Source organism: Curtobacterium sp. 22159 (genome assembly GCF_052045775.1).
Lineage (GTDB): Bacteria > Actinomycetota > Actinomycetes > Actinomycetales > Microbacteriaceae > Curtobacterium.
Map to the genome: position 1 here is coordinate 98,590 of NZ_JBQEPN010000004.1, position 12,360 is coordinate 110,949.

11 protein-coding genes are annotated in these 12,360 nt (G+C 71.8%); 8 read left to right on the forward strand and 3 right to left on the reverse strand.

Annotated elements, in window-relative coordinates:
* Window positions 1-140 precede the first annotated feature (140 nt).
* From ACTJKO_RS06235 to ACTJKO_RS06250, 4 genes are read left to right on the forward strand one after another with little or no spacing between them, the layout of a single operon-like run.
* Entirely contained in the window at window positions 141-2,633 is a 2,493-nt protein-coding gene (locus ACTJKO_RS06235; protein ID WP_440686798.1) for an ATP-binding protein, read from the forward strand.
* A complete protein-coding gene (locus ACTJKO_RS06240; RefSeq protein ID WP_440686800.1) occupies window positions 2,630-3,334 on the forward strand; it encodes a response regulator in 705 nt (234 codons plus the stop codon). Before ACTJKO_RS06235 ends, ACTJKO_RS06240 begins: the two co-directional genes overlap by 4 nt.
* Window positions 3,335-3,378: 44 nt before the next feature.
* Window positions 3,379-4,467 (forward strand): GNAT family N-acetyltransferase, encoded by a 1,089-nt coding sequence (locus tag ACTJKO_RS06245; RefSeq protein ID WP_440686802.1) that lies wholly within the window; start codon window positions 3,379-3,381, stop codon window positions 4,465-4,467.
* Window positions 4,464-5,204 (forward strand): alpha/beta hydrolase, encoded by a 741-nt coding sequence (locus ACTJKO_RS06250; RefSeq protein ID WP_440686804.1) that lies wholly within the window; start codon window positions 4,464-4,466, stop codon window positions 5,202-5,204. The genes ACTJKO_RS06245 and ACTJKO_RS06250 overlap by 4 nt, the downstream gene beginning before the upstream one ends.
* A gap of 32 nt (window positions 5,205-5,236) precedes the next feature.
* Here the strand turns inward: ACTJKO_RS06250 and ACTJKO_RS06255 are convergent, their stop codons facing one another.
* Entirely contained in the window at window positions 5,237-6,592 is a 1,356-nt protein-coding gene (locus tag ACTJKO_RS06255) for an APC family permease (RefSeq protein WP_440686806.1), read from the reverse strand.
* Window positions 6,593-6,793: 201 nt separating this feature from the next.
* Here ACTJKO_RS06255 and ACTJKO_RS06260 point away from each other — a divergent pair, with 201 nt between their 5' ends.
* The 3 genes from ACTJKO_RS06260 to ACTJKO_RS06270 all read left to right on the forward strand — a co-directional run bounded on the left by ACTJKO_RS06260 (window position 6,794) and on the right by ACTJKO_RS06270 (window position 11,022).
* Complete coding sequence (locus ACTJKO_RS06260) at window positions 6,794-7,561, forward strand: HAD family hydrolase (RefSeq protein ID WP_440686808.1); 768 nt, start codon at window positions 6,794-6,796, stop codon at window positions 7,559-7,561.
* Window positions 7,562-7,639: 78 nt separating this feature from the next.
* Window positions 7,640-10,150, forward strand: coding sequence for a glycoside hydrolase family 65 protein (locus tag ACTJKO_RS06265; RefSeq protein WP_440686810.1), 2,511 nt, complete (start codon window positions 7,640-7,642; stop codon window positions 10,148-10,150).
* Between the two features lie 104 nt (window positions 10,151-10,254).
* On the forward strand, window positions 10,255-11,022 hold the full coding sequence (locus tag ACTJKO_RS06270; protein WP_440686812.1) for an SDR family NAD(P)-dependent oxidoreductase: 768 nt from the start codon (window positions 10,255-10,257) through the stop codon (window positions 11,020-11,022).
* Window positions 11,023-11,037: 15 nt separating this feature from the next.
* On the opposite strand, the gene ACTJKO_RS06275 is transcribed toward ACTJKO_RS06270, so the two are convergent.
* Together ACTJKO_RS06275 and ACTJKO_RS06280 are read right to left on the reverse strand one after the other, a co-directional pair.
* Entirely contained in the window at window positions 11,038-11,289 is a 252-nt protein-coding gene (locus ACTJKO_RS06275; protein WP_440686814.1) for a hypothetical protein, read from the reverse strand.
* Complete coding sequence (locus ACTJKO_RS06280) at window positions 11,286-11,801, reverse strand: DUF1697 domain-containing protein (RefSeq protein WP_440686816.1); 516 nt, start codon at window positions 11,799-11,801, stop codon at window positions 11,286-11,288. The genes ACTJKO_RS06275 and ACTJKO_RS06280 overlap by 4 nt, the downstream gene beginning before the upstream one ends.
* A 77-nt stretch (window positions 11,802-11,878) precedes the next feature.
* On the opposite strand from ACTJKO_RS06280, the gene ACTJKO_RS06285 reads away from it, so the two are divergent.
* The gene (locus tag ACTJKO_RS06285; protein WP_440686818.1) at window positions 11,879-12,343 is read left to right on the forward strand and encodes a hypothetical protein; all 465 of its coding nucleotides are present in this window, start codon (window positions 11,879-11,881) and stop codon (window positions 12,341-12,343) included.
* Window positions 12,344-12,360: the final 17 nt, after the last annotated feature.

Here is a 12,360-nt window from a genome sequence, read left to right on the forward strand (position 1 = left end):
CGCGTCCGAAGCGGACGCGGGGCGGGACAGTCCCACCCGATTTGAGGAAGCCGATCGGCTCGAGCCTTGGTGGGAACGGTTGCGTCGAGAATATCAGTCGACCGGATGCCGCGCAACCACGAACGCGGGAGGATGAGCACGTGAAGCGAGGCAAGCTGCGGGTGCTGCTCGGGGCGGCCCCCGGTGTCGGCAAGACGTTCACGATGCTCGAGGAGGGCCACCGCCTGCGTGCCGAGGGGCGGGACGTCGTCGTCGCCGTCGTCGAGACCCACGACCGTGCCGCCACCGCCGCGCTCGTCGACGGCCTCGAGGTCGTCCCGCGTCGCACGCAGACGCACCGCGGTGTCGAACTCGACGACATGGACCTCGACGCCGTGCTGGCCCGGCGTCCCGAGGTCGCCCTCGTCGACGAGCTCGCGCACACGAACGCCCCGGGCGGACCGCACGAGAAGCGCTGGCAGGACGTCGAGGCGCTCCGGAACGCCGGGATCGACGTCATCTCGACGGTGAACGTGCAGCACATGCAGTCCCTCGGCGACGTCGTCCGCGAGATCACCGGCACGGTCCAGCGCGAGACCGTCCCGGACGCCGTGGTCCGCGCCGCCGACCAGATCGAAGTGGTGGACCTCGCCCCGGCCGCGCTGCGCGAACGGCTCTCGGACGGGCTCGTCTACCCCGCGACCCGGATCGACGCCGCCCTGTCGAACTACTTCCGCCTCGGCAACTTGACCGCCCTGCGTGAGATCGCGCTGCTCTGGCTCGCGGACGAGGTCGACGACGCACTCAAGGCGTACCGGGCGGAGCACGGCATCGACCACCGGTGGGAGACACGGGAGCGCGTGCTCGTCGCGCTCACCGGGGGACCGGAGGGGGAGACCCTGCTCCGCCGGGGCGCCCGGATCGCTGCCCGGAGCGCCGGGGGTGAACTCGCCGCGGTGCACGTCACGACGAACGACGGCCTCCGGGAGCGCCATCCGGGAGCCCTCGGCAAGCAGCGCAGCCTGCTCGAGCAGCTCGGCGGGACGTACCACCAGGTGGTCGGTGACGACGTGCCGACGACGCTGGTGCGGTTCGCGAAGTCGATCGACGCGACGCAGATCGTCATCGGCGTGAGCCGCCGCAGCCGGATCGTCGCTGCGTTGACCGGTCCGGGCATCGGCAACACGGTGATCCGCGAGTCGGGCGACATCGACGTGCACGTGGTCACGCACGAACGAGCCGGCGGCGGGTTCGCCCTGCCGAGGCTCGGCGGGAGCCTGTCCCGCGGCCGGGTCCTCACCGCGTTCCTGCTATCCCTGGTGGCGGGCCCGCTGCTGACCTGGTTGCTCTCGTTCAGCCCCGCCCCGGACGCGATCACGGTGGACGTGCTCGCGTACCAACTGCTCGTGCTCGTCGTGGCGCTCGTCGGCGGGATGTGGCCGGCGGTGTTCGCGGCGGTGCTGTCCGGGCTGAGCCTCGACTTCTTCTTCGTGCAACCCCTGTACCGCGTGACCGTGCAGCAGCCCTGGCACCTGGTGGCCCTCGTCATGTACGTCATCAGTGCGGTGCTGGTGAGCTTCGTCGTCGACCGCTCGGCGCGGCGGTCCCGGGCGGCCCGCCGAGCCGCGGCCGAGTCCGGACTCCTCGTCGGCATCGCCGGGAGCGTGCTCCGCGGTGACGACGCACTGCAGGCGCTCCTCGACCGGACCCGCGAGGCGTTCGGGTTCCAAGGCGTGCGGATCCGCCAGGGCGACGAGGTGCCGGCCGCGTCGGGCACGTTCGGTGACGCGCCGGACGCCGCCACGCGCCTCGCGTCCGGCGCCGTCCTGGAGTTCGCGGGCGCCCCGGACGACCCCACCCAGCGTCGACTCCTGCGTGTCGTAGAGCAGCAGCTCGACGCCGCCGTCGAACACCGTGAGCTGACCCGCACCGCGGTCGACGCCGAGCGGATCGCAGCCGCGGACCGTGTGCGCAGCGCCCTCCTCGCGGCCGTCGGCCACGACGTGCGCCGACCCATCGCCGCCGCGTCCGCGGCCGTGCAGACACTCCGGGCCGCCGACATCGAGCTGTCGACGGCGGACCGGGAGGCGCTGCTCGCCACCGCCGACGAGAGCCTGCGTCAGCTGGCGGTGCTGTTGGCGGACCTGCTGGACGTGAGCCGCGTGCAGGCGGGGGTGCTCGCCGTGACCCCGGTTCCGATCGCCCTCGAGACGGTGGTCGCCCCCGCGCTCGACGAGCTCGAACTCGGCCCGGACGACGTGGACCTCGACCTGCCGGCCGAACTGCCCCCGGTGCTCGCCGACGCCGTGCTGCTGCAGCGCGTGGTCGTGAACCTGCTCGCGAACGCCGTCCGCTACGCGCCCGACGGCACGCGGGTGCGCGTCGCGGCGAGCGCGTTCGGCGGCGGTGTCGAACTCCGGGTCGCGGACCACGGCCCCGGCATCCCGGAGGACCGTCGGGGCGAGGTGTTCCAGCCGTTCCAGCGACTCGGGGACACGGACAACGAGACGGGGCTCGGGCTCGGTCTGGCGCTCGCACGGGGGTTCACCGAGGGCATGGGCGGCACGATCGAGGTCGACGACACCCCCGGCGGGGGCCTCACCGTGGTCGTGCGGCTGCCGATCGCCGGGCACGTGGGAGTGGAGGTCCTGTGAGCACCAAGGTCCTGATCGCCGACGACGACGCGCAGCTCGTGCGGGCGCTCTCCGTGACGCTCGCCGCGCGCGGGTACGAGGTCGTGACCGCCCGGGACGGCCGGGCCGCGATCGACGCCCTGATCACCGAGCGCCCCGACCTCGTGCTGCTCGACCTCGGCATGCCGCGCCTCGACGGCATCGGGGTGCTGGAGGGCATCCGTGCCTGGTCGCAGGTGCCCGTGCTCGTGCTCTCGGGACGGACGGACTCCTCGGACAAGGTCGACGCGCTCGACGCCGGTGCCGACGACTACGTCACGAAGCCGTTCCAGATGGACGAGCTGCTCGCCCGGCTCCGCGCCCTCGGACGTCGGCAGGTGGCCGCGGCGTCGGCTGCGGGCGCGACGCCCTCGGTGGCGATCGGCGACCTCGTGGTGGACCTCGTCGCGAAGCAGGTCACGCCGCCGTCCGGCCCCGCGATCCGGCTGACCCCGACCGAGTGGCGTCTGCTCGAGGTCCTCGTGACGAACCCGGGCCGGTTGATGACGCGGGAGATGCTCCTCACCGAGGTGTGGGGACCGTCCCACGGCAGCGACTCCGGCTACCTCCGGCTCTACATGGCGCAGTTGCGGCGGAAGCTCGAGCCCGACCCGGGGCACCCCCGCTACCTCGTGACGGAGTCGGGCATGGGCTACCGGTTCGCGCCCGGGGCGGATGGGTGACGGCCCGGGAGGTCGCGTGGAGTCGCGCGCTGTAGCGTTCGGACGTGACGATCGAGCTGCGCCGCGTGACCGCGGACGACTGGCAGACCTGGCGGCCGGTCCGACTCGCCGCGCTCGCGGACGCTCCGGAGGCCTTCGGGCCCCGGATAGCCGACTGGCAGGACGCCCCGGAGCACCGCTGGCGGACACGTCTGTCGGTGCCGGACGCCCTCGACCTCGTCGCGTTCGACGGTGGCCGCGCGGTCGGGATGGCGAGCGGGCTGCCGGACGAGGACGACCCCGCCCGCGCCGAGGTCGTCTCCATGTGGGTGTCCCCGCAGGTCCGCCGTCAGGGCATCGCGCGCCGGCTGCTCGACGAGATCGCGCGATGGGCGGCGGAGCGCGGTGCACGGCAGCTCGACCTGTCGGTGATGCCGGACAACCGCGGAGCGCGGGCCACCTACGAGCGGGCCGGGTTCAGCGCCACGGACGAGGTCGGTGACGTGCTCCCGGACGGCCGGCACGAGCTCGTGATGCGCCGCGAGCTCGCTGCCGAGCGGACCCTCCTCGCCTACGAACGGGGCGCGGACCGCTACGCCGAGCGCACGGACGACCACCGTTCCGGCCTCGTCGACGATCTCCTCGCGCTCGTCGCGCCCGGCGCCCACGTCCTCGAACTCGGCTCGGGTCCGGGGCGGGACGCCGAAGCCCTCGAAGCCGCGGGCCTGCGGGTCGACCGGACCGACGGCGCTCAGTCGTTCGTCGACCGGCTCCGCGCGGACGGCCGCGACGCCCGGCGGCTGGACCTCCGCGATCCCGACTGGGGCGGCCCGTTCGACGCGGTTCTCGCGAACGCGGTGCTCCTGCACGTCCCGCGGGAGACCGTCCCTGCCGTGCTCCGGCGGGCGCTCGCCGCCGTCCGACCCGGGGGTGTGCTCGCCGCGACCGTGAAGCGCGGCACCGGGGCCGGGTGGAGCAGCCGGAAGCTCGACGACGAACGGTACGTCACCTACTGGACCGAGGGCCCGCTCGCCGCCGTCGTCGAGCGGGCGGGTTGGGGTGACGTCACGGTCCGCGACACGACCCGACCCGGCGCCGAGGAGCAGTGGCTGACGGTGACGGCCCGTCGCCCCCGCCCCGCGGAGCGGACGTGAACCGCGCACTGCGCTGGACCGCGTGGGTGGTCGCCGTGGTCGTGTTGGTGGCGGTCGTCTTCCTGGTCTGGGCGAACACCGTGATGCAGGGCACCCGCAGCGCGGCACTCGCGGTGTGGCGTGACGACCGGGTGGCGGTCCGCGATGCCGGGGACTCCGTCGTGATGACGCCGACGGGCACGGCGGACGGCAAGGGGATCGTCTTCATCCCCGGGGCGAAGGTCGACCCGTACGCGTACATGGCGACGTTCCGGCAGGTGGTCGCGTCCGGCACGACCGTGGTGATCACGAAACCGACGCTGCACCTGGCGTTCTTCGACACGCGCCCGTTGTCGACGTTCGAGTCCCACGCGCCGGACGTCAGCACCTGGGCGGTCGGCGGTCACTCGCTGGGTGGGGTCCGAGCGTGTCAGCTCGCGCAGGACGCCGACGGTCTGCTGCTGCTCGGCAGCTACTGCGCGAACGACGTCAGCCGGTCGTACATCAGCGTGCTCAGTGTGTCCGGCTCCCGCGACGGGCTGTCGACACCCGCGAAGGTGGACGCGGCGCGGCACCTGCTGCCGTCGACCGCCACGATGACCGTGGTCCGCGGCGCGAACCACGCCGACTTCGGCGCCTACGGCGCGCAGCCCGGCGACCGGACGGCGACGATCTCCCGTGCCGCTGCACGCGACCGGATCAGCGACGCGGTCGAGTCGTGGGTGTCGGACCTCCCGCCCGCGCCCGGTCTCCGCTGACCGCGGGGTCCGGGAGGCGCGGGTCGGCCGGCTCAGTGGATCACGCCCGCCTCGTGGTCGCGTCCGGAACGGCGACCCGTGAACCGGGCGACGAAGTACAGCACCGCGCCGACGGCGAGGAGCGCGACGGCGTACAGCCACACCTGCCCGCTCTGCTGGCTGAGGAGCAGCAGGCAGGACGCGACACCGAGGACCGGGACCCACGTCCACACCCGGAAGTGGTCGTGCTCGACGCGGTCCCGCCGCAGCACGAGGACGGCGACGTTCGTGCTGATGAACACGAAGAGCAGCAGGAGGACGACGGTCTCGGCGAGGGTCCCGACGTCACCGACGAGCGTGAGGAGCATCGCGACGAGGGTGGTCGCGAGGATCGCCGTCCACGGGGTCTTCCGGTTCGGCAGGACCTTGCTCAGGACCGCGGGCAGGAGGCGCTGCTCGGCCATGCCGTACGTGACGCGGCTCGCCATGATCATGGTCAGCAGTGCGCCGTTCGCGACCGCGACGAGGGCGATCAGGCTGAACACCCAGTCCGGCACCGGCACGCCGCTGGCGGAGACGACCGCGAGCAAGGGACCGCTCGACTCGGACAGCTCGGACGCCGGCAGGGCGATCGAGCTCGCGAGCGCGACCAGGACGTAGACGACGCCCGCGGTCGCGAGGGCGCCGAACAGGGCCTTCGGGTAGACACGGCGCGGTTCGCGGACCTCCTCCGCGATGTTCGCCGAGGTCTCGAACCCGACGAACGAGTAGTAGGCGACGATGGCGGCGCTGAGGGTGGCGAGCGCCGGGTTCGCGTCGGCGGGGAACGCGCCGATGCGGGTGACGTCCCCGCCACCGGCGCCGAGCATCACGGCGACGACGACGATCACGATGACGAGGCCGGACACCTCGATGACGGTCATGACGACGTTGCTCTTCAGGGAGTCGGAGATGCCCCGGGCGTTGAGGCACGCGATGAGCGCGAGGAAGACGATCGCGGTCGGCACGGGCGGCAGGTCGAAGAACGTGCCCAGGTAGTCGCCCGCGAACGCCAGGGAGAGCCCGGCCGCGCTCGTGACCCCGGCGGCCAGCATGCAGAAGCCGACGAGGAACGACACGATCGGCACCTTGTAGGCGCGCTCGGCGAACACGGCGGCGCCACCGGCCTTCGGGTACTTCGTCACGAGTTCCGCGTAGGACCCGGCCGTCAGCAGTGCCAGGAGCAGTGCGAGGACGAGCGGTGCCCACAGTGCACCGCCGACGTCCTTCGAGAGCGTGCCCATGAGGGCGTAGATGCCGGCGCCGAGCACGTCGCCGAGGATGAAGAGGTAGAGCAGGGGACCGGTGATCGCCTGGCGGAGCTTGGATCCGCTGCCGTGCTGCGGCGGTGCCGCGGTGTCGCTGGTCATGGTGGTGCCTTCCGTCCCGGTCAGCTTGTCGGAGCGAGTCTCGACGGACGTACAGGAGCCCTGCCGGTGCGGTCCCTCCCTGCACAGCGAACGACTGCGTGAACTCTTTCCACGGAGCCCGGCGCGTCTGCACGTCGCGCCTGGAGCGGTCCTAGACTCGGCGGGACACACCGTCCACGACCTGTCCCCGGAGGGCTGCAGATGACGACGCCGGACCGGCGCACACCCGCGCGACTCGCCGACCAGCGAGCCCTGCTGTTCGACCTCGACGGCGTCCTCACCCCGACCGCCGACGTCCACATGCGCGCCTGGAGCCGCCTGTTCACGCCGTACCTCGCCGAGCACGGCGTGGCCCCGTACACCGAGCAGGACTACTTCGCCTCCATCGACGGCAAGCCCCGCTACGACGGCGTCCGGTCCCTGCTCGCATCACGCGGCATCCACCTGCCCGAAGGCACGCCCGACGACCCGGCCGACGCCGACACCGTGTGCGGCCTGGGCAACCGGAAGAACGCCGAGTTCACGGCGGAGCTGGCCGAGCACGGCGTGCAGCCCTACCCCGGCTCGTTCGCCTTCCTCGTCGCGGCGATCGACGCCGGGTTGTCCGTCGCGGTCGTGTCGAGCTCCGCGAACGCCACGCAGGTGCTGCGCACGGCCGGCATCCTCGAGCGATTCCCTGTGGTCGTGGACGGACTCGTCGCGCGGGAAGACGGCCTGGCAGGCAAGCCGGCACCGGACACCTACCTCGACGCCGCCGGTCGACTCGGCCTGACCGCCGCCGAGTGCGTCGTGGTCGAGGACGCCACCAGCGGGGTCGAAGCCGGCCGCAACGGTGCGTTCGGACTCGTCATCGGCGTCGACCGCGGTGCCGGGGCGGACGCCCTCCGGGCGCACGGTGCCGACCTCGTGGTGTCCGACCTCGCCGAACTCGTCGACGAGCTGCCGGCCCCCGCCACGACCACGACGTAGGCCTCGCGGCCGAGGCGACCCGCGCCTCCAGGCCCCCCGTCCCCTCCCCACGAACGCCTTCCCTCCCTCCGGAGCACCATGAACCGCATCACCTCCGACCCGCTCGACCGCGTCCGGTACCCGATCGACGAGTGGGCGCTCGTCGAGACCGAGTACTCGCCAGACGAGCAGGGCGTCGCCGAGACGAACTTCGCCGTCGGCAACGGGTACCTCGGTCTGCGCGGCAACCTCGACGAAGGTCGCGGCGGCGTGCAGAACGGCACGTACATCAACGGCTTCCACGAGACCTGGCCGATCCGTCACGCGGAAGACGCCTTCGGCTTCGCGAAGACCGGGCAGACCATCATCAACGCGCCCGACGCCAAGGTGATCCGGCTCTACGTCGACGACGAACCGCTCGTCATGGCCGAGGCGGACATCCTCCGGCACACCCGGCGACTCGAGTTCCGTGGCGGGTACCTGTTCCGCGAGACCGAGTGGTCGACGCCGTCGGGGAAGCGCGTGCTCATCCGGTCGCGCCGGCTCGTGTCGTTCACCGACCGCCACCTCGCGGTCATCGACTACGAGGTCACGGTCCTCGACGCGGACGCCTCGATCCTCCTGTCGAGCCAGATCCTGAACCGCCAGGACGTGCAGGACGAGTACCACGCGGGGATGCGGGCCGCGGCGAGTGCGTTCGACCCCCGCAAGGCCGAGGCGTTCACGGAGCGGGTGCTCGAACCCAAGCTCAAGCGCAGCACCGGTGGCCGTTCGCTGCTCGGGTACCAGGCGGCGAGCTCGGGCATGACGATCTGTGTCGGGGTGGAGCACCACCTGGAGACCGAGAACTCCTGGGACGAGTCCTCGTCGATCGAGGACGACCTCGCGAAGCACGTCTACCGCGTGCAGGCGCGGGCCGGACAGCCCACCCGGTTGACGAAGCACATCGTCTACCACACCTCCCGCGGCGTGCCGGCGCGTGAGCTCGCCGATCGCTGCGACCGCACCCTCGACCGGTCCCGTGCCCAGTCGGTGGACGAGGCCTTCGCGCGCCAGGCGGAGTGGATGGACGACTTCTGGGCACGGAGCGACATCGAGATCGCGGGGGAGCCGGCGATCCAGCAGGCTGTCCGCTGGAACCTCTTCATGCTCGCGCAGGCAACGGCCCGGACGGACGGCCACGGCATCGCCGCGAAGGGCGTCACGGGCTCCGGGTACGGCGGACACTACTTCTGGGACATGGAGATCTACGTCCTGCCGTTCCTGTCGTACACGGCGCCGATCGTCGCCCGGAACGCCCTGCGGTTCCGCTACAACATGCTCGACGCCGCGCGCTCCCGTGCTCGTGAGCTGAACCAGCGTGGTGCGCTCTTCCCGTGGCGGACCATCAACGGCGAGGAGTCCAGCGCCTACTACGCGGCCGGCACGGCGCAGTACCACATCGACGCGGACATCGCCCACGCGCTCATGCAGTACGTCCGCGCCTCCGACGACCGCGAGTTCCTCAAGCGCGGCGCGATCGACATCCTCGTCGAGACCGCCCGCCTGTGGGAGGACCTCGGGTTCTGGCGGTCCAACGGCGACAAGAAGTTCCACATCGACGGTGTGACCGGCCCCGACGAGTACACGACGGTCGTGGACGACAACCTGTACACGAACGTCATGGCCCGGGCGAACCTCTGGTTCGCGGTGAACGCCTGCAGGGAGCTCGCAGTCGACGACCCGGAGGAGTACGCCCGCATGGTGCGGCGGACCGGGCTGCAGCCGCAGGAGATCGTCGACTGGGAGCACGCCGCCGAGTCGATGGAGATCCCGTTCGACCCGCACCGTGGCATCCACCCGCAGGACGCCCAGTTCCTCGACAAGGAGCTGTGGGACCTCGAGAACACGCCGGAGAACAAGCGGCCGTTGCTGCTGCACTACCACCCGCTGGTCATCTACCGGTTCCAGGTGCTCAAGCAGGCCGACGTCGTGCTCGCCCTGTTCCTGCAGGGCCACGAGTTCACGGCTGCCGAGAAGCGCCGCGACTTCGACTACTACGACGCGCTCACCACGGGTGACTCGACGCTGTCCGCGGTCGTGCAGTCGATCATGGCGGCCGAGGTCGGGTACCACGACCTCGCGCTGGAGTACTTCCAGACCGCGCTCTACGTCGACCTCGCGGACCTGCACGGGAACACCTCGGACGGCGTCCACATCGCGTCGACCGGTGGTGTCTGGGGCGGGCTCGTCAACGGCTTCGGCGGCATGCGGGACCACGGCGGCCGGATGACCTTCAACCCGCGGCTCCCGCGGCACTGGGAGCGATTGACCTACCGCATCACCGTGCGTGGCTCGCGCATCCGTGTCGACCTCGAGCAGGACGCGATGACGTTCACGGTCGAGACGGGCGCCGGCTTCACGGCGTGGGTGCACAACCAGCAGTGGGACGTCACGGCGGGTGCGCCGACGGTCGTGCCGCTGCCGCACCAGGGGCCGCGGATGGCCGGGAGCACCCCGACCACGAGCGACATCCAGGGCACCCTCCGTGCCGACGGGTCGGTCATCACCGCATCGATCCCGACGATCTCCCTCGACCGTGAGCTCGAGTCCGAGGACACCACCGCCTGACGCGCCTCCGAACGCGCCCAGCCGCCAGCGGGCACCGTTGCGTCGGTGCCCGCTGGGCCGATGGCGTCTCCCCGGGCACGGCACGTGCGACGAGAGGAGACATCATGGGCAACCGGTTCGAGGGCAAGGTGGCGATCGTCACGGGTGCGGGATCCGGCATCGGTGAGGCCACGGCGAGGGCGTTCATCGACGAGGGCGCGTCGGTGGTCCTCACCGACAGTGTCGACGAGAAGGTCCGGGCGGTGGGTGACTCCCTCCCGACCGAGCGGGTGGTGGTGCTGCAGGCGGACGTGGCGAGCCCGGACGACTGGGAGACCGTCGTGTCCGCGGCCGTCGACCGCTTCGACCGAGTGGACGTGCTCGTGAACAACGCCGGGACCTTCAGCTCGGGCGACATCACCGAGATCAGTCCCGACGAGTGGCGCCGGGTGATCGAGACGGACCTCTCCGGAGTGTTCTACGGCACGCGAGCGGCGCTCCCCTTCCTCCGCGAGACGAAGGGCTCCATCGTCAACACGTCGTCCGTGTCGGGCGAGGACGCCGACTGGCGGATGAGCCCGTACAACGCGGCGAAGGGCGGCGTGACGAACTTCACCAAGGCCGCAGCGCTCGACAACGGCCAGTTCGGCGTGCGGGTGAACGCGGTCGCACCGGGCCTCATCTGGACCGACCTCACGCAGTCGCAGGCGGAGGACGAGTCCCTGCAGGCGAAGTTCGCCGAGCGGGTCGCCCTCGGACGCGGGGGTCGTTCGGAGGAGGTCGCGGCGGCGGTGCTCTTCCTGGCCAGCGACGCGGCGTCGTTCATCACCGGTGCGATCCTGCCCGTCGACGGGGGCACCACGGCCAGCAACGGCCAGCCCCCGCAGGCCTGACCCCGTCCGACGGGGTCAGCCCGCGACGAGTTCCACCTTGAAGCGCTCGCCGTCCTCGAGGAAGGCGGCGTGGTGCTCGGGGCCCCCGGCGTACGGGTGGCGATCCTCGTAGAGGCGGCGCCATCCGTTCCCGGGCGCAGCGTCCCAGATCCGGGCCACATCGCCCGGTCCGCCGGCGTGGAACGCGAGGTGGCTCAAGCGGGAGCGTTCGGCGGCGTCGAGGTCGGCCGTCCGCAGTTCGACGTGGTGCAGACCACCGCGGCTCACAGGAGCTTCCGGAGGGTGTTGGCGTTGCGCGTCGTCGTCGTGCGCTTGAACCGTGCGGCGGCGGCGCGCTTGGCGAACGCGGTCTCCGTGCTCGACCCCTTCGGGCACGACCAGTAGACGACACCGTCACCCCGGGCGACCCGCTCGACCGACTCGTCGATGGTGAGGTCCGCGAGCAGGTCGTCGAGCGCTCCGTCGTCGGAGCCGAACACGACGTAGTCGTGGCGGTCCGCGGCGGAGTCGAAGGGGAAGCCGTCGAGGACGGCGGACAGGGTGTCGTGCGGGACGAGCACGATCCAGGCGTCGTACCCGAAGCGGTCCCGCAGCGCCTGCTCGATGTCCTGCTGCAGGGCCGGGGCAGCACCGTCCGACGAGAACACGACGTTGCCGGATGCGAGCACGGTCCGGACGTCCTGGTACCCGCGTTCCCGGAACAGGGCGGCGAGGTCCGCGCTCCTGATGGTGATCCCGTTCACGTTCACGCCGCGCAGCAGCGCCACCCACCTGGCCATGCTGGAACCGTACCGCCGACCACGGGCCCGGGATGCTCCTCGGAGCGGTCGCAGACCACTTCCGGTAGACGGGAGCCATGACGAACGACGCAGTCGACGACGCGCAGGGCCCGGACGACCAGCACCAGGTGCCCGAGGGCGTCACGGATGCCACGGTCGAGGCGCTCGGATCACTGTCGGCCGCGATCGAGGTGATCGAGCACGCCCGTGGGCTCCTCTACGGTTTCCACCGCCTGACGGGGACCGCTGACCTGAACCTCGGCGAGGCCGTCGAGCAGCTGCGGAAGGCGGGGCACGTCGAGCTCGCCGACCGGATCGACTCCGAGCTCGTCGGCCGGAACGTGATCGCCGGGCGGTGGACGTTCCAGATCGTCGAGGACTACGACGACGGCTACTACGCGCTGGCGAAGGAGCTCGAGCGGACCGCGCGCGACGAGCTGGTGCAGGGGCGTCGGCACCTGTTCGAGGCGGGGATGAAGGAGGACCGGCGCACGCCGGGCCGCCGCCACCACGAGGCGACGCCGGCCGACCTGCCGGACTGACGCCGCGCCTCCTGGCC

Excerpts from the sequence above, each read along its gene's own strand:
- ACTJKO_RS06255 (WP_440686806.1), bottom strand. The coding sequence starts at position 6,592 with ATGACCAGCGACACCGCGGCACCGCCGCAGCACGGCAGCGGATCCAAG.
- ACTJKO_RS06260 (WP_440686808.1), top strand. The coding sequence starts at position 6,794 with ATGACGACGCCGGACCGGCGCACACCCGCGCGACTCGCCGACCAGCGA.
- ACTJKO_RS06265 (WP_440686810.1), top strand. The coding sequence starts at position 7,640 with ATGAACCGCATCACCTCCGACCCGCTCGACCGCGTCCGGTACCCGATC.
- ACTJKO_RS06270 (WP_440686812.1), top strand. The coding sequence starts at position 10,255 with ATGGGCAACCGGTTCGAGGGCAAGGTGGCGATCGTCACGGGTGCGGGA.
- ACTJKO_RS06280 (WP_440686816.1), bottom strand. The coding sequence starts at position 11,801 with ATGGCCAGGTGGGTGGCGCTGCTGCGCGGCGTGAACGTGAACGGGATC.
- ACTJKO_RS06285 (WP_440686818.1), top strand. The coding sequence starts at position 11,879 with ATGACGAACGACGCAGTCGACGACGCGCAGGGCCCGGACGACCAGCAC.